The sequence below is a fragment of the Nocardia wallacei genome (assembly GCF_029868745.1).
GTDB lineage: Bacteria > Actinomycetota > Actinomycetes > Mycobacteriales > Mycobacteriaceae > Nocardia > Nocardia wallacei_B.
In genome coordinates, this window is the sequence record NZ_JARWOP010000175.1 from 1 (window position 1) to 18,414 (window position 18,414).

The following is an 18,414-nucleotide window of genomic DNA, read 5'->3' on the forward strand; positions in this document are numbered from 1 at the left end:
CTCCTACCCACGCCCCAGCGCACCCGCGCTCACCCCAGCGCGCACCACACACCCCAGCGCACACCCACTCACGCCCAACGCACCCACTCACACCAGCGCACCCCCACTCATGCCCCCCCCACACCCTCACCCCCACCCCACACCCCCCCAACCCCACCCAACTCGCCCATCCCCAGCGCGCACCTACCCACGCCCAGCGCATCCACTCACCCCAACGCACCCACTCGCGCCCAAGCACACCCGCTCTCTGTCGTGCATGGTGCGGCCGCGAACAACCCACGCCCGTACAGCAACTGGCGATCCACCATGCGCCACCCGGCGGCGACAAAGCTCACTTCCGCCCAACGCAGCACCCGGCGGTCTGCCGTGAGCGCGTCGTAGGCATCGCGCACTCCCGCAACGACTTCCGCGTCCGTCCAGGAAGCCCGAGCCGTCACGGTCGCCACCACCGCAGGCAGCTGACACGCTGGTGACCGCGTGGGGTTGTGGTCGGCCTGCGCGGACACAATCGGCCACCAAGTGGCGAGAATTGGTCGTCTGGCGACGGTTCGTGACCGCGCAGGCCGGATCGCTCCGATGCGAGCAAGGGGAAGACATGCAGGACCTCTATGTTGTGACGCACCCCCCACCCGAGAACTTGCGATCACCGTGTATCGTCCGCCACAAATCACCCATTCCTGCCGACACAGCGGCCAGCGGTCACCGTGGGCAGTCCGGCCGCAAAGCCATCCATGTCTACGCAGCAGCCAGCGCCAAGGTGCGCGGTCCGGCCGGCGACCGCTTACCCATGCCGAGGCCAACGGTTACCGTGCGAGGTCTGGAGCCGAGCGGTCGCTTATGCCCAGCGGAACAGCCAGCGGTCTACTGTGCGCGGTGTGATCAGGCCGAGTGCGCGTAGGGCCGCAGCGTAGTGGGGCACCATGCGGACGGGGCGGGTGGCTATCGCGTGCAAGAGCCAATCGGCGGCCTGTTCGGGGGTGAGGCCGGGCATTCGGCGGTAGCGCTCGGTGGGTGCGCTCATGGCGGTGTGCACCAGTGGGTAGTGGATGGAGGTGAAAGCTATTCCGCGGGTGGATAATTCACCGCCGGCGGAGCGGCCGAAGCCTGCCAGGGCCGCCTTCGACGCGTGGTAGGCCGCCAGCCGCGGGGAGGTGTCGGCGGCGACGGTCCAGGTGCCGACATTGATCACGTGTCCCGCGCCGCGGTCGACCATGGCGGGCAGTAGTCCGAGGGTGAGCTGGACGGCACCGAAGTAGTTGACCGCCATGGTGCGCCGGAAGTCGTGCATCCGATCGAAGGACTCTTCCAGTGGTCGCCGGATCGAGCGGGCCGCATTGTTGATCAGTACGTCCACCGTGCCGTAGGTCCCGGTCACCCAACGCACCAGCTCGTCGACCTGGTCGCTGTCGGCCATATCGCAGACCCGGGACTCGGCCTTACCCCCGGCCGCCGCGATCTCGTCACCGAGCCGCGCCAACTCGTCCCCTCGCCGCGCCACCAGAATCATCTCGCCCCCGGCCTCCGCCAGCCGCAGCGCCGCGGCCCGGCCCACCCGGCCGAGGCGCCCGTCAGCAGAATCCGCTTCCCCGCCACCGCCTCCGCGGCGGCCGCCCGCACGCCACCGACCGGCCGCAACAATCGAGGCATAACCCGGCGCATGACCCTCCCCCGCACTCCCTGCGGCTTCCCTTCGACCGACATACAGCCCAGTCAACCACGCTCCACCCCCATCCCACCCGCGTGACCTCAACCCCGACTTTGCCTCGAGCAGACAGGAACTGTGTGCGCTGTTCTTGCGTCTGAGCAGGCGAATTGGGCGGCTGGCAGACGTCGGCGGGTGTCGCATTCGCATCCACGACCGCGCGCCACTATCGGGTTGTCGACACCATCCACCCGTGTAACTGTCAGGGCGCGAACTACGCGAGTCGTACGACACTGGCAGAGGTACTCACCTCGACCGGCGGCAAGGCGGCGTGGAAAACGCCCACGAAGCGGAGGATGGGACTGGGCGCGACGCACGTGCACCGCCGACCGACCGCCGGAACCAGGATGGCCCTATGTGGTACGCGAGCATCACGGAACAGTGGCGAACCCGCATGAGCGCCGCTTTCCCTTCGGCCCGGCGAGGCATGCGCCGGTCGAGCATGGTGCACTGGAGGCGTGGTCGGGGCTGGCGGGGTGGGATGCCGGGGTTGGTGCGGGTGATTGCGGGTGTGGTCGTGGGGATGGTTGTAGTGACGGCCTGCGGAGGGGGTGGGAGGGAGGAGGGTGGGCCTTTGGTTGTCGGTACGACCTCGGGTAGCGACCCGGACGGTGTGCTGGATTTGGGGGCCGGGGAGGAAGTGGCGGGAGGTATCGAGGTGCCGTGGGGGCTGGCGTTCTTGCCCGACGGTACGGGCCTTGTTGCGGAGCGGAATTCCGGTGTGGTGCTGCGTGTTTCGCCGGGAAAGGCGCCGGAGCGGGTGTACGAGGTGCCGGGCGTGGTGGCGCAGGGTGAGGGTGGGTTGCTGGGGCTAGCGGTGTCGCCGCGGTATGAGGAGGATCGTTTCGTCTACGCGTACTTCACCGGCGCGGAGGACAATCGCATCGTTCGGTTTCGCACGGACGGCCCGCCGGAGGTGATCTTCGCGGGAATCGCGAAGGCGGGCAACCACAATGGCGGCCGCATCGCTTTCGGCCCCGACGGCATGCTGTACGCGGGCACCGGCGACGCGGGCCGGTCCGACCGCTCTCAGGATCCGGCGAGCCCCAATGGCAAGATCCTGCGGCTGACACCCGAAGGCCGTCCGGCACCGGACAATCCGACCCCGGACTCCCCGGTGTACTCACTCGGCCACCGCAACGTGCAGGGCCTGGCCTGGGATACCAAGGGCCGCCTCTACGCCGCCGAATTCGGCCAGAACAGATTCGACGAGATCAATCGCATCGAACCCGGCCACAACTACGGCTGGCCCACCGTCGAAGGCACCGGCGACACCGACCGCGGCCGCTACACCAACCCCCTGCTCACCTGGACCACCCGCGAGGCCTCCCCCTCCGGCATCGCCATCACCGCGGACACCCTGTACACAGCCGCCCTCCGAGGCGAATGCCTTTGGGCCACACCACTACACGACGGCACCCTCGGCACACCACAACCTCGCCTCCGCGACCGCGGCCGCCTCCGCACCGTCGAGGTAGCACCCGACGGCGCACTCTGGGTCACGACCTCCAACACCGACGGCCGCGGCGATCCGCACCCGGGCGACGACCGCATCCTCCGCTTCCCGGCCCACTGACAAACGCCTCCGACCGCAACACATCTCAGCCCATACTCGACCGAACACACGCCAGCGACACAAGCAATCGACCCCATCGGAACGAACGGGCTCAACCGCCACCAGCGAACTGGTCTTCAGCATGCTTATCAGCTCGAGGCCGGTCGGCGGGATGATCACCCGCATAGCCCCGTGCGCCGCATCGTCTGCCCCCACGACATGCCCACCGCCAGCGACACACATCGACACAACGCGGCAGGACAACGAGCCCGTCCGGCTGGTGCTCACCCAAGGCCCCGCCGCGACACCTAATCCGCCGGGACGGGCAGTGGGTCATCTGGGACCGGCGGCCAAGGCAAGGGTGAGAGATGGGTGGGCCGGCGGGTCAGGTCGTCATCCCAGTCCACGGTGACGCCGACCCAGGCCTTGGGCTGGTCGAAGCGGGTTGTATGGGCAGTGAAACCAGCTCTGCGGAAGGAGATTTCACCGAAGAAATCACCGCCGGAAAAGTCTGTGGTCGCGCCGGAGAAGCGGGCATCGGCGAAGGACACCCCGCCGTGGAATTCGGCGCGGCGGAAGTCGGCCAATTCCGTTCCGGCGCGCCGCCAGCGAGGCCTGCCGCCGAGCCGGGCACCGTCGAACGAGGTCCGGGCAGCGTAGAAACGGGTGCCCGCGAAGGAGATCCGGACACCGTCGAAAGTAGTGCCGTCGAGCCGGACTCGCGTGCCGTCGAAGGTGGCGCCGTCGAAGATCACCTCCTCGGCGCCGAATCGGGCACCGGAGAAATTGGTCTCCTCGCCCGAAAACGTCGCGCCGGTGAAACGGACACGCGGACCACGGAATTCGGCACCCGCGAAGGACACCCGATCGCGGAACCTGGCGCCGGAGAAGCTCGCCCCGGCGCGGCCGCTGCCGTTGTCCTCGTTGTCGGCGCCGACGAACCGAGCCCCCGCGAACGACACGGCGTCGGCGAATGTGGCCCCGTGGAAGGTGACGTGCTTACCGCGAAATTCGACGCTCTCGAAGTTCGCGGACCGCGCCCCGGTGAATTGCGCACCACGGAAATGAGTGTGCTTGCCGGAGAAGGTCGCGTACCGAAAGTCGACGTCCTCGAGCACCGCATCGTCGAAATTGAAATTGTAGGAGCACCAAGGTATTTCGGCCGAGGGCCGCAGATGCGCGACGATCACCGCGACGATCGTCCGACGCACCTCGCTGTCGTTCTGCCGGATCTGGAAACTTCGCTCGACCTGCGGGCCGGAGCCGCTCTCGGCCGAATCGCCTGCCCCCGTTTCCTTTCGCGAGACGAGATGATTCGCACCGTCGCGCGGGTCGTAGGGTAGTCGCAGATACCCGCACAGCACATCGATGCACTGCTGACGCCGGCCCCGCGCGCTGAACTCGTCCGCGACACCGGCCATGGCGTACACCCCGGCGATCCGCACGGCCACATCCGGATCACCGAGTTGCTTTGCCGCCGCACCGAACAGCTCCGCGAACCGGCCGCGTTCGTTGTCGCGCTGCCGCCGGTAGGCGACCACCAACGCCACCGCACCGCCGACCCCGGCCGTCACCGACAGCGCGATCTTGGTGAGGTCCACCTGATTCGGCGTCTCGGTCTTCGCGCCGAGCAGCAGCCACAGCGCCCACCAGGCCACGCCGGAGATCGCCAGCCCGCCGAGTATCGCCGTCACCACCGACAGCAGCAGAGCCGACCGTCGCATCCGCCGAACCAACCGTTGACCTGTTCTCCCCCGCCGAGCCATAGCCGCATGGTAGCCGGAAATCGCCGCCCACCGCAGAGCGAGCGACGATTTCCGTTACGCCACCTGAGCTTTCAGGCCACGGCCCGGCGCGCGGCCGCCCGGTTCCCGCGCAGCCCGATACCCGCCGCCACCAGGCACGCGGCCGCGACCACACCCACGAACCACGGGAACACCGTCCCCATCCCCCAGGTGGTCGCCGCCCACCCGGCCACGATGGTCGGCAACGCCATCGCCGAGTAGGCCAGCAGGTAGTACGCCGACATCGTCTCGCCCCGCTTGTGCTGTGGCACCACGTTGGACAGATGCCGCAGCGAGCCGCCGAAGCCGAGCCCGAAGGTACCGCCCAGCAACACCCCGGCCACCAACACGACCGCCCAGTTGTGCGTGGCCAGCGCCGGAATGGTCAGCACCAGCGCGAGAGCCATGCCGGTATCACCGCCGATCGCCGCGCGCCGGGCGGGGATTCCCGTGGCGAACAACTGCGCCAGCGCCCCCGCCGTCGCGGTGGAGGCGACCACCGCGCCGCCGAACACCAGGTTGTGCACGCCGGTCTGCTCCGCCGCCAGCGACGGATACAGCGACAGCAGCACGCCCAGCACCGACCAGGCCGCCATCACACCCAGCGCCGAGAACCAGAAGTCGGCCCGGATCTCCTGCGGCACAGCCGGTCTCGCGATCCGAATCGGCCCGGACACCCGTTTGGTGTGCGTCTCCCGCATCGCCACCACACCGACCCCGATCAGCAGGCACAGCACGGTGATCACCACGTACGGCGTGCGCAGCGGGTGCGGAACGTACTGCGCCAGCAGGGCCGAGCCCAGAATCGCCACAGCCATACCGACATTGAACGCCACACCGGTCAGCTGCCCCGACCGCGCACCGTGCTGAGGCCGCAGATCCAGCAGCGCCGCCGCGCCGGAGACCACCGTCGCCCCGACCGCGATGCCGTGCAGCGCCCGCGCCACCAGCAGCATCGCGACATTGTCGGCCACCAGGAACACCGCCAGCCCGACGACCATGGTGGCTATGGCGCCCAGCAGCACCGGCTTGCGGCCCACCACATCGGAGATCTTGCCCGAGACCAGCACCGCGCCCAGCGCGGCGATCGCATACACCGCGAAGACGATCGTGGTGGTCAACGGGGTGAAATGCCACTCCTTCTGGTACAGGCCGTACAGCGGCGCGGGTGCGCCGGACACTCCGAGCGCGACGCCGCTGGCGACCAGAATCAATGCGTAGGCCCAGGGTTGCGTCGTCCGCTCGACCGGGGGAACAGCCACAGTCGCTGCCATCGCTCCCTCTCCATCAGGTAAGTTTGATTGCGATCGAACTCAACAACCGTAACCGCCGTTCGATTCCCATCAAACCGTCCGTGAGGAAGATCATGACGGAGACCAGACGAGTCGTCGAGGCATTTCCGGTCGCGCCGGTGCAGACCGTGCTCGACGCGCTGCACGATCCGGTGCGGCTCGAGATGGTGCGCCGACTTGCCAACGCCGGCACCGCGGTTCGCTGCGGCCGGCTCTACGACACGATCAACAAGTCGACCGCGACCCATCATCTGAAGACGCTGCGCCAGGCCGGACTCACCGAGAAGATCGTGGAGGACGGGCAGACCTACGCCCGCCTGCGCACCGAGGAGGTGGAGCGGGAGCTACCCGGCCTGCTCGACGCCGTTGTGGGCGCGGCCAATCGGGCCGAGCCGAAGCACTAGATGTCACCGATCTCCGAACTCGCCGACGTGGTCGTGGATCTGCACTCCGACCTCGCCGAATGGCTGGGCTCCGATGCCCCGCCCAAGGTGTTCGACCGCTTCGCCAACGCCCTGGACGACGGGTTCACCTCGGTGGTCACCACCGGCGACGCCATCGACCGCGACGCGCTGCTGGCCGGAGTGTGGTCGGCCCGCAACGCCCAGCCCGGCTTGGAGATCGCGATATCCGAGGTCACCGAGATAGCCCGCGCCACCAATCTCGTGGTGGTGCGCTTCGCGGCCGAAAACCATTACGCCGGTACGACTTCCAAGCGCCGGGTCACCGCGGTCCTACGCACCGACGGCCAGCTCTACAGCTGGCGCTCGGTGCACGAGACCGCCGTCGCCGCGCAAAGCTGAACGCCGTACCCTCACCGATCATGACGGCCTACACCTGCCCGGTCGACGTATTCCTCATCCTCACCAGCGGCCCGCGCGTACTGCTGGCCCTGCGCCGCGGCACCGGCTACGCCGACGAACAGTGGAACTTCCCGTCCGGCAAGCTCGAGGCGGGCGAGCCGGTCGACGCCGCCGTCTGCCGCGAGGCGCACGAGGAGGTCGGCCTTACCATCGACCCGGCCACCCTCCCCGAACCCCATGTGCTGCACTACTCTTCGCGCCCCGGCCACGGCCGCCTCGGCCTGTTCTTCGCCCTCGAACACGACCCGGCCCGCCACGGCCGCCCGGTCAACGCGGAACCACACAAGTGTGGCGGCATCGAGTGGTTCGACGCGGGCACTCTCCCGCCCGACACGGTGCCCTACACGGTCGAGGGCTGGCGGCTGTGGCGTTCCGGTCGCGGCTTCACCACTGCCGGGTGGTGAGTGAAAACCTCAGTCGCGCACCAGGTTCCGTACTGTCGCGGGCAGATCGCGAGTACGCCGGTAGGGGCCTGCCACCGAGACGGCGAGGGGGCGGGACAGGAGCGTGCGGGCCACGGCCGAGACCTCCGCCGTGGTCACCGCGTCGATCCGCGCCAGCGTGTCCGAGACGCTGCGATGGTTGCCGTAGCTGAGTTCGCTGCGGCCGATGCGGTTCATGCGGGAGCCGGAGTCTTCCAGCCCGAGCACCAGGCCGCCGCGTAGCGAGCCCTTGGCGCGGGCGCATTCGGCGTCGGTGATGCCGGTCTCGGCTGCCTCCTCCAGCACCTCGCGCGCCAAACCCGCTACCTGGCTGAGGTTTTCGGGCTGGCAGCCCAGGTATACGGAGAACGCGCCCGTGTCGGCGAAGGTGTCGACGCTGGAGTACACCGAGTACGCCAGGCCGCGCTCCTCCCGGATGCGCTGGAACAGCCGCGAGCTGAGCCCGCCGCCGAGCACCGTGTTCAGCACCGACAGCGGCCAGCGCTTGTGGCCCTCGTGCCGGCCGAACGCCCGCACACCGAACACCAGGTGCGCCTGCTCGCTGTCGCGATAGATCCGATGCAACTGGGGCGATGTCCGCGGCCGGAAGTGGCCCTCGCGCCGCGGCGCCGGTTCCCGCGCCGGATCGAGCCGTCCGGCGAACGCGCGCCGGATCAGCTCCACCGTGTGCTCGTGCTCCACATTGCCCGCGACCGCGACGACCATCCGGTCCGGACGGTACCGGCGCAGATGGAAGCCGCGCAGTTGCGCCGCGGTCATGCCCTCGATCGATTCGACCGTGCCGATGACCGGGCGCCCCACCGGGTGGTCGCCGAACAGCGCGGTGAGGAACGCGTCGCCGACCATGTCCTCCGGGTCGTCGTCGCGCATCGAGATCTCCTCGAGCACCACCTGCCGCTCGACCGCCACGTCCTCGGGCTTGCACAGCCCGTTGAGCACCACGTCCGACACCAGATCCACCGCCAGCGGCAGATCCTCGTCCAGCACGTGCGCGTAGTAGCAGGTCTGTTCCTTGGCCGTGAACGCGTTCAGCTCGCCGCCGACCGCGTCCATGGCCTGCGCGATGTCCAGCGCCGACCGGGTCGGAGTCTGCTTGAACAGCAGGTGCTCCAGGAAATGCGCGGCGCCCGCCACCGTGGGCCCCTCGTCGCGCGATCCCACACCGACCCAGACCCCGACGGAGGCCGATCGCACGCCCGGCACGTGTTCGGTGACGACGCGCAGCCCGCCGGGCAGCACGGTGCGCCGCACACCGGTATCGGCGAGCGGGGCGTCCGTGGGAGCGAGTCGGAGCGAAGAACCCCCCTGCTCGGTGACGAGCAGAGGGGATGGGGACTTCTTCTTCGTCACACCGGAATGATTACTCGGCACCGGCCTCGACCGCAGCAGTGTTGTCGGAAGCGGCGGAGGTCGCCGCATCCTCCTCTTCCACCGGAACCAGGGAGATCTTGCCCCGGTTGTCGATGTCGGCGATCTCGACGCGAATCTTGTCGCCGACGTTCACCACGTCCTCGACCTTGGCGACCCGCTTGCCGTTGCCCAGCTTCGAGATGTGCACCAGGCCGTCGCGACCCGGCAGCAGCGAGACGAACGCGCCGAAGGCAGTGGTCTTGACGACCGTGCCCAGGAACCGCTCGCCCACCTTCGGCATCTGCGGGTTGGCGATGGCGTTGATCTGGTCGATCGCCGCCTGCGCCGACGGGCCGTCGGTGGCGCCGACGAACACGGTGCCGTCGTCCTCGATGGAGATGTTGGCGCCGGTCTCCTCGGTGATCTGGTTGATGACCTTGCCCTTGGGCCCGATCACCTCGCCGATCTTGTCGACCGGGATCTTGATCGCGGTGACGCGCGGCGCGTACGGGCTCATCTCGTCCGGGGTGGCGATGGCCTCGGCCATCACGTCCAGGATGGTCAGGCGCGCGTCGCGGGCCTGGCTCAACGCACCGGCCAGCACCTTGGAGGGGATGCCGTCCAGCTTGGTGTCCAGCTGCAGCGCGGTGACGAACTGCGGCGTGCCGGCGACCTTGAAGTCCATGTCGCCGAAGGCGTCCTCGGCGCCGAGGATGTCGGTCAGCGCGACGTAGCGCGTCTCGTCCTCGCCCTGGTCGTTCTTGATCGTGTCGGACACCAGGCCCATCGCGATACCGGCGACCGGAGCCTTCAGCGGCACACCGGCGTTCAGCAGCGCCAGCGTCGAGGCGCAGACCGAACCCATCGAGGTGGAACCGTTGGAGCTCAACGCCTCCGACACCTGACGGATGGCGTACGGGAACTCCTCCTGCGAGGGCAGCACCGGCACCAGCGCACGCTCGGCGAGCGCGCCGTGGCCGATCTCGCGCCGCTTCGGCGAGCCGACGCGACCGGTCTCACCGGTCGAATACGGCGGGAAGTTGTAGTGGTGCATGTAGCGCTTGGAGGTCTCCGGGCCGAGCGAGTCGACCTGCTGCGCCATCTTCACCATGTCGAGGGTGGTGACGCCCAGGATCTGGGTCTCACCGCGCTCGAACAGCGCCGAACCGTGCGCCCGCGGCACCACGGCGACCTCGGCCGAGAGCGCCCGGATGTCGGCCAGCCCGCGGCCGTCGATGCGGAAGCCGTCGGACAGGATGCGCTGGCGCACAAGCTTCTTGGTGACCGAGCGGAACGCCGCGCCGATCTCCTTCTCGCGGCCCGCGAAATCCTCGGCGAGGCTCGAGAGCACCTCGAGCTTGATCTCGTCGATCCGCTCCTCGCGCTCCTGCTTGCCCGCGATGGACAGCGCCTCGCTCAGCGGGTTCTTCGCGGTGCCCTCGACAGCGGTGTAGACGTCCTGCTCGTAGGGCGGGAACAGCGGGAAGTCCTCGGTCGGCTTCGAGGCCAGCTGGGCCAGGTCCTGCTGCGCCTTGCAGAGGCGGGCGATGAACGGCTTGGCGGCCTCGAGGCCCTCGGCGACCACGGTCTCGGTCGGCGCCTGCGCGCCACCCTCGACCAGGCTGATCACGTTCTCGGTGGCCTCGGCCTCGACCATCATGATGGCGACATCGCCGGACTCGACCACGCGGCCGGCCACGACCATGTCGAATACCGCGCCCTCGAGCTGCTCGACGGTCGGGAACGCCACCCACTGGCCCTCGATCAGGGCGATCCGCACGCCACCGACCGGGCCGGAGAACGGCAGGCCCGCGATCTGCGTGGACGCCGAGGCCGCGTTGATCGCGACGACGTCGTACAGGTCCTTCGGGTCCAGGCTCATGATCGTCACCACGACCTGGATCTCGTTGCGCAGGCCGTCGACGAACGACGGGCGCAGCGGACGGTCGATCAGGCGGCAGGTGAGGATCGCGTCGGTGGACGGGCGGCCTTCGCGGCGGAAGAACGAGCCGGGGATGCGACCCGCGGCGTACATCCGCTCCTCGACGTCGACCGTCAGCGGGAAGAAGTCGAACTGGTCCTTGGGCTGCTTGCCCGCCGAGGTGGCCGACAGCAGCATGGTCTCGTCGTCCAGGTAGGCGACGACGGATCCGGCGGCCTGCTTGGCCAGCCGCCCGGTCTCGAACCGGATGGTGCGGGTGCCATAGCTACCGTTGTCGATCAACGCCACCGATTCGAACACGCCGGGTTCTACCTCGACGGCGGAGCTGGTCACAGTGTCTGACATATTTCTTTTCTCAACCTCTCGTCTCGCCGGATCCAGCGCAGGTGTGCGCGATCCAGCTGTCGTCTGCCGTACCCGGTTCGGGCGCGCATCGTGACGCGCGCACCCGGTCGATTCCCCTTGGAAGCGGCAACGCGGAGGCGGTCATCGATCGAAGCTCTCCGGACTGTCGTGCCGAAAAGCCACTACCGAAGACCGACGCCACGCGACGGGTGCGTACGGCTGTGTCGTCGTCGTGCACGTGGCCGAGCGACCCCCATACACGACAAGCCGACGGGGAGATTCTAAGCCTCCCCGTCGGCTGCCTTGCGAACTGCCTGTGCAGAACGTGTGTCGTGACAGATCAGCGACGCAGTCCGAGCCGCTCGATCAGCGCACGGTAACGCGCGATGTCCTTGTCCTGCAGGTACTTCGACAGGCGCTTGCGACGGCCGATGAGCAGCATCAGGCCGTGGCGGGTGTGGTGATCGTGCTTGTGCTTCTTGAGGTGCTCGGTGATGTCGGAGATGCGCTTGGTCAGCATCGCGATCTGTGCCTCCGGCGAACCGGTGTCCTTCTCGTGCACCCCGTAGTCGGCGAGAATCGCCTTCTTCTGCTCGGTGGTCAGCGCCACGAATTCACTCCTGTTGTTCCAGTCCGCGCTCGAGGTACCGGGAGACCCGGGCGGGCGCCGCCGCGGACCGCAGCAAACCCGACACGCCAGCCTACCGGACCACCGCGCGGCCGCGGGAATGCCCCCCGCTACTCGCTGTCGGCCGCGTGATCGGCGGCGGCGAGGATCTCGCGGGTCTGGTCGACGTCGCGGCCGATGGCGGCGACCAGATCGGCCACGGAACCGAACTTGCTCTGCCCGCGGACATGGTCGACGAAATCCACCGCGACATGCTGGCCGTACAGGTCGACATCGGTGTCGAGCACGTACGCCTCGACGGTGCGGGTGCGGCCGGAGAAGGTGGGGTTGGTGCCGACCGAGATGGCCGCCATCGCGCGCTTGCCGGGCAGCGTGGTGCCGACCGTCTTGCCGGGGCTGAGCACCGTGAACCAGCCCGCGTACACGCCGTCGGCGGGGATCGCCGCGTGCATCGGCGGCGCCACGTTGGCGGTCGGGAAGCCCAGTTCGCGGCCGCGGCCGTCGCCGTGCACGACGACGCCCTCCACGCGGTGCGGGCGGCCCAGCGCGTCGGCGGCGGCGGCCATGTCCCCGGCGTCCACGCAGGCGCGAATGTAGGTGGAGGAGAACGTGACCGCGTGCTCGCCGACCAGCCGCACGCCGTCCACCTCGAACCCGAAGCGGCCGCCCAGCTCTCGCATCGTCTGCACGGTGCCGGCGGCCTTCTTGCCGAAGGTGAAGTTGTCGCCGATCACGACCTCGGTCACGTGCAGCTTCTCGACCAGCAGGTCGTGCACATAACGCGACGGGGTCAGTTTCATGAAGTCCTGCGTGAACGGCATCACGAGGAAGACGTCGATACCGAGTTCCTCGACCAGTTCCGCGCGCCGGGTCAGCGTGGACAGCTGCGCGGGATGCGAACCGGGCCGCACCACTTCCATCGGGTGCGGATCGAAGGTCATCAGCACCGAGGGCACACCGCGCACGGCGGCGGATTTGACGGCACGGCTGATCAACTGGGCGTGCCCGCGATGCACACCGTCGAACACTCCGATCGTGAGCACGCACCGGCCCCAGTCCGGGGGCATGTCCTCGAGACTTCGCCATCTCTGCACACCCGGAAGCCTACGCAAGCCGCCTCCTCCGGTCCTATCGCTCCCACCGCTAAGCTCGAAACGTGCCCGGAAAACGAGACATCGCCACCCGCCGCGAGCTGGTCGATCCCTCCGCGACACAGGAATCCCACGGCAGCGTGGCCGAATCGGCCGAGCGCGGGGCGGCGAGCGCCGAGGCCACTCTGGCGCCGGTGCTGTCCTCCGTCGCCCAGGACTACCTGAAAGTGATCTGGACCGCGCAGGAATGGTCGCAGGAGAAGGTATCGACGAAGCTGCTGGCCGAACGCATCGGCGTCTCGGCGTCGACGGTGTCGGAGGCCGTGCGCAAGCTCGCCGATCAAGGTCTGGTCGAGCACGCGCGGTACGGGTCCATCACCCTCACCGCGGAGGGCCGCCGGGCGGCCGTGGCGATGGTGCGCCGGCACCGCCTGCTGGAGACTTTTCTCGTCAACGAACTCGGCTACGGCTGGGACGAGGTGCACGACGAGGCCGAGGTGCTCGAGCACGCGGTCACCGAGACGCTGATGGCCCGCATCGACGCCAAACTCGGCCACCCCGACCGCGATCCGCACGGCGACCCGATCCCGTCGGCCGACGGCGCGGTGCCCACCCCGCCCGCGCGCCAGCTCAGCCACTTCCAAGCCGGCGAATCGGGCCGCGTCGCCAGGATTTCCGACTTCGACCCGGCCATGCTCCGCTACTTCGACTCGGTCGGCATCGCCCTGGACACCCCGATCACGGTGGTGGAGCGCCGCGACTTCGCCGGCACCATCGCCATCCGCATCGGCGACCACACCCTGGATTTGGGCAGCCCTGCGGCGGAAGCCATCTGGCTGACCCACTGACCGGCGGTAGTCCCGCTCAGCCCGCGCCGAATTCCCCCGCGCGTTTGGCGATGGCGGTGCCGAGTTCTGTCGTGGTACAGGTGCCGCCGAGGTCCGGGGTGCGGATGCTGCCCTCGGCGAGGACCTCGCAGACGGCGCGGTGGATCGCGGCGGCCGCGTCCCGCTCGCCGAGCTGGTCCAACAGCATTGCGGCGGCGAGGATCTGAGCGACCGGGTTGGCGATGCCCTGGCCCGCGATGTCGGGGGCGCTGCCGTGCACGGCCTCGAACATGGAGGGGGCGTCGCGCCTCGGATTGATATTGCCCGAAGGCGCGAGGCCGAGACCGCCGGTGACGGCGGCGGCGAGATCGGAGAGGATGTCGCCGAACAGATTCGAGCCGACGATCACGTCGAGCCGGTCCGGGTGCAGCACGATTTCGGCGGCCAAGGCGTCCACGTGCATCTGCCGGGTCTCGACGTCCGGGTATTCCGCGGCGATACGCTCGAAGACGCTGTCCCAGTAGGGCATCGAGTGGATCAGGCCGTTGGACTTGGTGGCCGAGCACACGCGTCGGTTGCGTTCCCGGGCGCGTTCGAAGGCGTAGTGGATGATGCGCTCGCAGCCGACCCGGGTGAACACCGACTCCTGGAGTACGAACTCCTCCGGGCGTCCCGGATTGTGGATGCCGCCGATCTCGGAGTACTCGCCCTCGGAGTTCTCCCGCACGATGAGGATGTCCAGATCCGCGGCGGTGCGGTCGCGCAGCGCGGATTCGGTGCCGGGCAGCAGCCGCACCGGCCGCAGATTGACGTACTGGGAGAACGCGCGCCGCAGCGGGATCAGCAGCCCCCACAGCGAAATATGGTCGGGCACACCGGGAAAGCCCACGGCGCCCAGCAGGATCGCGTCGAACCCGGCGAGCTGCTCGGGGCCGTCGGCGGGCATCATCGCCCCGGTGCGCAGGTATTGCTCACAGGACCAATCGAATTCGGTCCATTCGATACCGGGCAGCACCGCGTCGACCACCTTCACCGCCTCCGCGGTCACGTCGACGCCGATGCCGTCGCCGGGGATGGTCGCGATGCGGTAGGTGCTCACCTGTACTCCCTCTGATTCACGCGGTTGCGGCCCGTCACAACTGCACGCCGATGTACTTGGTCTCCAGGAACTCGTCGATGCCGGTGAGCCCGCCCTCGCGGCCGAGGCCGGACTCCTTGACCCCGCCGAACGGGGCCGCCGGGTTGGACACCACGCCCTGATTCAGCCCGACCATGCCGCTCTCGAGGGCCTCGCACACGCGCAGCCCGCGGCGCAGGCTCTCGGTGTACACATAGCCGACCAGACCGTAAGGGGTGTCGTTGGCTCGCGCCACCACCTCGTCCTCGGTGTCGAAGGGGGTCAGGCTGGCCACGGGGCCGAAGATCTCGGTGTGGCACATCTCGGCGTCGTCGGGTACGTCGACCAGAACCGTTGCGGGATAGAAGTTTCCGGGACCGTCGAGGGATTCGCCGCCGAGCAGCACCCGCGCTCCGCGCGCTCGGGCGTCGGCCACCAGGTCGGTCACCTTGGCCACGGCATCCGCGTCGATCAGCGGACCGACGACGACGCCGGGTTCGGTGCCGCGACCGAGCGGCAACTCCCCCATGCGCGCCGCGAGCCGCTCGGCGAAATCGCCGATCACACCGCGCTGCACGAAGATCCGGTTGGCGGCGGTGCACGCCTGGCCGATATTGCGCATCTTCGCCGCCATCGCGCCGTCCACGGCCGCGTCCAGATCGGCGTCGTCGAAGACGATGAAGGGCGCGTTGCCGCCGAGTTCCATCGAGGTGCGCATAACCGTTTGCGCGCACTGCTCCAACAGCTTCTTGCCGACCGCGGTGGAACCGGTGAACGACAGCTTGCGGGAGCGTTCGTCGAGGATCATCGGCGTCATCACGGCGCCCGGATCCGAGGTGGTCACCACGTTGACCACGCCCGCGGGCACCCCCGCCACCCGCAGGATGTCGGCCAAGGCCAGCGTGCACAGCGGGGTCTGCTCGGCGGGCTTGACCACGCAGGTGCAACCCGCCGCCAGCGCGGGGCCGATCTTGCGGGTGCCCATGGCCATCGGGAAGTTCCACGGCGTGATCAGCAGGCTCGGCCCGACCGGCTGCCGGGCGACCAGGAACCGGGAGCCGCCCGCCGGAGCCGTCATGTATCCGCCGTCCAGGCGTACGGCCTCCTCGGCGAACCAGCGGAAGAACTCTGCGGCATAAGCGATCTCGCCGCGCGCCTCGGCCACGGGCTTGCCCATCTCGAGGGTCGCGATGAGGCCCAACCGGTCGACATCGTCCAGCAGCATGCGGTGCGCCCGCATCAGGATGTCGCTGCGCTCGCGCGGCGGCGTGCGCGCCCAGTCGGCCTGCGCGGCCGCGGCCCCCTCGAGCGCGGCCAGCCCGTCCGCCGGCGCGGCGTCGGCCACCTCGCACAGGACCTGCCCGGTCGCGGGGTCGGTCACCGGCATCGTCCGCGCGGCCGCGCACCACTGCCCGCCGATGTAAAGCCCGGTAGGCACGCTGTCGACCGCGGCTCGCTCGTCCGCGTTCAGGCTCGCGCCGGGCCGATTCGAGATCGTGTCGGTCTGCGTCACCGCGTGCTCCTCACCCTGGTTCGACTGCGGCCCATTGCTGTGGCCCCGCTCGCCATGTTATGCATATTGTCGACAATCAGACAATAGACAATCCGTGCGGGCGCGGCTCCTCCCGCGCCGGGCGCCCATATCCCACGCTCCGGAAGGCGGATCACGATGACGGCTCTCTCCCCCGTCCTGAAGCAGGCCACCCCGGTCACCGTCGACCACGGCGAGGGCTGTTACCTCTACGCGTCCGACGGCCGCCGCTACCTCGACTTCACCGCCGGGATCGGCGTCACCAGCACCGGGCATTGCCACCCGAAGGTGGTCGAGGCCGCGCAGCGGCAGATCGGCAGCCTGATCCACGGCCAGTACACGACCGTCATGCACAAGCCGCTGCTGGCGTTGACGGAACGACTCGGCGATGTGCTGCCGACCGGCCTGGACTCGGTGTTCTTCGCCAATTCCGGCAGCGAGGCGATCGAGGCCGCGCTGCGTCTGGTCCGTCAGGCCACCGGACGGCCGAATGTCGTGGTGTTCCACGGCGGTTTCCACGGCCGCACGGTCGCCGCCGCCACCATGACCACCTCCGGCACCCGGTTCTCCGCCGGATTCAGCCCGCTCATGGCCGGGGTGCACGTGGCGCCGTTCCCGACCGCGTTCCGCTACGGCTGGAGCGAGGAGCAGGCCACCGACTTCGCCCTGCGGGAGCTGGATTACCTGCTCACCACGCTTTCGGCGCCCGCCGAGACCGCCGCGTTCTTCGTCGAGCCGGTGCTGGGCGAGGGCGGATACATCCCCGGTAACACCCGCTTCTTCCAGGGCCTGCGCGAGCGTGCCGACCGGCACGGCATCCTGCTGGTCTTCGACGAGATCCAGACCGGTTTCGGCCGCACCGGAAAGTTCTTCGGCCACCAGCATTTCGACGTGCGGCCCGACATCATCACCATCGCGAAGGGCCTCGCCAGCGGCTTCCCGCTGTCGGGCATCGCCGCCTCGAGCGAGCTGATGGCGAAGGCGTGGCCCGGCTCCCAGGGCGGCACCTACGGCGGCAACGCCGTGGCCTGCGCCGCCGCGCTGGCCACCATCGACGTCATCGAATCCGAAGGCCTCGTCGACAACGCCGCCGAGCGCGGGCGCCAGTTGCTGGCCGGTGCGCGCGAGCGCGCGACGAAGGCCGTCGGAGACGTCCGCGGCCTCGGTCTGCTGGTCGGCACCGAATTCACCACGCCCACCGGCGAACCCGACACCGCGACCGCGTCGACCGCGCAGCGGCTCGCCCACGAGAAGGGTCTGCTGCTGCTCACCTGCGGCGCCTACAGCAATGTGGTCCGCATGATCCCCCCGCTGATCGTGAACGCCGAGCAGGTCGACGAGGCACTGGGTATCTGGTCCGCCGTGCTGGACGAACTGTAGGGAGACATCGACATGGCCCGCTACATCACCATCACGCTCACCAAGGCCGGCGTCCGCTGCCGCGCCCGGTTGCTGGACGACGAGGCCCCGCTCACCTGCGCCGCGGTCTGGGACGCCCTGCCGCAGGAGGGCGACGCCTTCCACGCCAAATACGCCCGCAACGAGGTGTACACGCTGGTCCCCCGCCTCACCGCCGCCCCGCACCGCGAAAACCCCACCATCACACCGATTCCCGGCGACGTGTGCCTGTTCGACTTCGAACCGTGGGAGATCGGCAACCCGGCCTACGGCTACGAACCAGGCTCCGAGGCCCACCACGCCCAAGGCGCCACCGACCTCGCCCTGTTCTACGGCCGCAACAACCTCCTCATCAACGGCGACCAGGGCTGGGTCCCCGGCAACGTCTTCGCCACCATCGAAGAAGGCCTCACCGACATCGCCACCGCCTGCAACAACCTCTGGCTACGCGGCGTAGAAGGCGAAACCCTCGCCTTCGCCCGGGATTCCGACTAGCACCGCTGAGGGGGCGGCGCACCCGCCCAGAACATGAGGGAGGCGGCAGAG

At 69.0% G+C, this 18,414-nt stretch carries 16 protein-coding genes and 1 pseudogene; 7 read left to right on the forward strand and 10 right to left on the reverse strand.

Annotated features, from left to right (window positions below):
• Window positions 1–835: 835 nt before the first annotated feature.
• The gene (locus tag QH470_RS14690; protein ID WP_280272909.1) at window positions 836–1,552 is read right to left on the reverse strand and encodes an SDR family NAD(P)-dependent oxidoreductase; all 717 of its coding nucleotides are present in this window, start codon (window positions 1,550–1,552) and stop codon (window positions 836–838) included.
• 631 nt (window positions 1,553–2,183) lie between these two features.
• Between QH470_RS14690 and QH470_RS14695 the strand changes: the two genes are divergently transcribed.
• Window positions 2,184–3,278 (forward strand): PQQ-dependent sugar dehydrogenase, encoded by a 1,095-nt coding sequence (locus QH470_RS14695; protein ID WP_425302667.1) that lies wholly within the window; start codon window positions 2,184–2,186, stop codon window positions 3,276–3,278.
• A gap of 87 nt (window positions 3,279–3,365) precedes the next feature.
• On the opposite strand, the pseudogene QH470_RS14700 reads toward QH470_RS14695, so the two are convergent.
• The 3 genes and pseudogenes from QH470_RS14700 to QH470_RS14710 form a co-directional block, all read right to left on the reverse strand.
• Window positions 3,366–3,493 (reverse strand): annotated as a pseudogene (locus QH470_RS14700) (amino acid ABC transporter permease); the annotation flags it as partial.
• 72 nt (window positions 3,494–3,565) lie between these two features.
• Complete coding sequence (locus QH470_RS14705; protein WP_280272911.1) at window positions 3,566–4,981, reverse strand: pentapeptide repeat-containing protein; 1,416 nt, start codon at window positions 4,979–4,981, stop codon at window positions 3,566–3,568.
• A gap of 113 nt (window positions 4,982–5,094) precedes the next feature.
• Window positions 5,095–6,315, reverse strand: coding sequence for an MFS transporter (locus tag QH470_RS14710; RefSeq protein WP_280272912.1), 1,221 nt, complete (start codon window positions 6,313–6,315; stop codon window positions 5,095–5,097).
• A gap of 92 nt (window positions 6,316–6,407) precedes the next feature.
• Here QH470_RS14710 and QH470_RS14715 point away from each other — a divergent pair, with 92 nt between their 5' ends.
• The 3 genes from QH470_RS14715 to QH470_RS14725 are packed head-to-tail and all read left to right on the forward strand — an operon-like array spanning window position 6,408 to window position 7,600.
• Window positions 6,408–6,737 carry an ArsR/SmtB family transcription factor gene (locus tag QH470_RS14715; protein ID WP_280272913.1) on the forward strand — a complete coding sequence of 110 codons (330 nt, stop codon included), beginning with the start codon at window positions 6,408–6,410 and terminating at the stop codon, window positions 6,735–6,737.
• Complete coding sequence (locus QH470_RS14720) at window positions 6,738–7,136, forward strand: hypothetical protein (protein WP_280272914.1); 399 nt, start codon at window positions 6,738–6,740, stop codon at window positions 7,134–7,136.
• A gap of 20 nt (window positions 7,137–7,156) precedes the next feature.
• Complete coding sequence (locus QH470_RS14725) at window positions 7,157–7,600, forward strand: NUDIX domain-containing protein (protein ID WP_280272915.1); 444 nt, start codon at window positions 7,157–7,159, stop codon at window positions 7,598–7,600.
• Between the two features lie 9 nt (window positions 7,601–7,609).
• Here QH470_RS14725 and QH470_RS14730 read toward each other — a convergent pair whose 3' ends face one another.
• From QH470_RS14730 to QH470_RS14745, 4 genes are all read right to left on the reverse strand, one after another.
• On the reverse strand, window positions 7,610–9,058 hold the full coding sequence (locus QH470_RS14730; protein ID WP_400179127.1) for a M16 family metallopeptidase: 1,449 nt from the start codon (window positions 9,056–9,058) through the stop codon (window positions 7,610–7,612).
• A complete protein-coding gene (locus QH470_RS14735; RefSeq protein ID WP_280272917.1) occupies window positions 9,000–11,276 on the reverse strand; it encodes a polyribonucleotide nucleotidyltransferase in 2,277 nt (758 codons plus the stop codon). The genes QH470_RS14730 and QH470_RS14735 overlap by 59 nt, the downstream gene beginning before the upstream one ends.
• Before the next feature lie 340 nt (window positions 11,277–11,616).
• Window positions 11,617–11,886 carry a 30S ribosomal protein S15 gene (rpsO, locus tag QH470_RS14740; protein WP_280272918.1) on the reverse strand — a complete coding sequence of 90 codons (270 nt, stop codon included), beginning with the start codon at window positions 11,884–11,886 and terminating at the stop codon, window positions 11,617–11,619.
• Between the two features lie 128 nt (window positions 11,887–12,014).
• Complete coding sequence (locus tag QH470_RS14745; RefSeq protein ID WP_280272919.1) at window positions 12,015–12,998, reverse strand: bifunctional riboflavin kinase/FAD synthetase; 984 nt, start codon at window positions 12,996–12,998, stop codon at window positions 12,015–12,017.
• Between the two features lie 182 nt (window positions 12,999–13,180).
• Here QH470_RS14745 and QH470_RS14750 point away from each other — a divergent pair, with 182 nt between their 5' ends.
• The gene (locus QH470_RS14750) at window positions 13,181–13,843 is read left to right on the forward strand and encodes a metal-dependent transcriptional regulator (protein WP_280272923.1); all 663 of its coding nucleotides are present in this window, start codon (window positions 13,181–13,183) and stop codon (window positions 13,841–13,843) included.
• Between the two features lie 16 nt (window positions 13,844–13,859).
• Here QH470_RS14750 and QH470_RS14755 read toward each other — a convergent pair whose 3' ends face one another.
• Together QH470_RS14755 and QH470_RS14760 are read right to left on the reverse strand one after the other, a co-directional pair.
• Window positions 13,860–14,921: a tartrate dehydrogenase gene (locus QH470_RS14755; protein ID WP_280272920.1), complete on the reverse strand. Its 1,062-nt coding sequence runs from the start codon at window positions 14,919–14,921 to the stop codon at window positions 13,860–13,862.
• A 34-nt stretch (window positions 14,922–14,955) separates the two neighbouring features.
• Complete coding sequence (locus QH470_RS14760) at window positions 14,956–16,326, reverse strand: NAD-dependent succinate-semialdehyde dehydrogenase (protein WP_280272924.1); 1,371 nt, start codon at window positions 16,324–16,326, stop codon at window positions 14,956–14,958.
• A 282-nt stretch (window positions 16,327–16,608) separates the two neighbouring features.
• Between QH470_RS14760 and QH470_RS14765 the strand changes: the two genes are divergently transcribed.
• Entirely contained in the window at window positions 16,609–17,850 is a 1,242-nt protein-coding gene (locus QH470_RS14765) for an aspartate aminotransferase family protein (protein WP_280272921.1), read from the forward strand.
• A gap of 12 nt (window positions 17,851–17,862) precedes the next feature.
• Complete coding sequence (locus tag QH470_RS14770) at window positions 17,863–18,363, forward strand: DUF3830 family protein (RefSeq protein WP_280272922.1); 501 nt, start codon at window positions 17,863–17,865, stop codon at window positions 18,361–18,363.
• Window positions 18,364–18,414: the final 51 nt, after the last annotated feature.

Coding starts and splice junctions, on each gene's coding strand:
- QH470_RS14695 (WP_425302667.1), top strand. CDS start 2,184: ATGCCGGGGTTGGTGCGGGTGATTGCGGGTGTGGTCGTGGGGATGGTT.
- QH470_RS14705 (WP_280272911.1), bottom strand. CDS start 4,981: ATGCGACGGTCGGCTCTGCTGCTGTCGGTGGTGACGGCGATACTCGGC.
- QH470_RS14710 (WP_280272912.1), bottom strand. CDS start 6,315: ATGGCAGCGACTGTGGCTGTTCCCCCGGTCGAGCGGACGACGCAACCC.
- QH470_RS14715 (WP_280272913.1), top strand. CDS start 6,408: ATGACGGAGACCAGACGAGTCGTCGAGGCATTTCCGGTCGCGCCGGTG.
- QH470_RS14720 (WP_280272914.1), top strand. CDS start 6,738: ATGTCACCGATCTCCGAACTCGCCGACGTGGTCGTGGATCTGCACTCC.
- QH470_RS14725 (WP_280272915.1), top strand. CDS start 7,157: ATGACGGCCTACACCTGCCCGGTCGACGTATTCCTCATCCTCACCAGC.
- QH470_RS14730 (WP_400179127.1), bottom strand. CDS start 9,058: ATGCGGCGACCTCCGCCGCTTCCGACAACACTGCTGCGGTCGAGGCCG.
- QH470_RS14735 (WP_280272917.1), bottom strand. CDS start 11,276: ATGTCAGACACTGTGACCAGCTCCGCCGTCGAGGTAGAACCCGGCGTG.
- QH470_RS14760 (WP_280272924.1), bottom strand. CDS start 16,326: ATGCCGGTGACCGACCCCGCGACCGGGCAGGTCCTGTGCGAGGTGGCC.
- QH470_RS14765 (WP_280272921.1), top strand. CDS start 16,609: ATGACGGCTCTCTCCCCCGTCCTGAAGCAGGCCACCCCGGTCACCGTC.
- QH470_RS14770 (WP_280272922.1), top strand. CDS start 17,863: ATGGCCCGCTACATCACCATCACGCTCACCAAGGCCGGCGTCCGCTGC.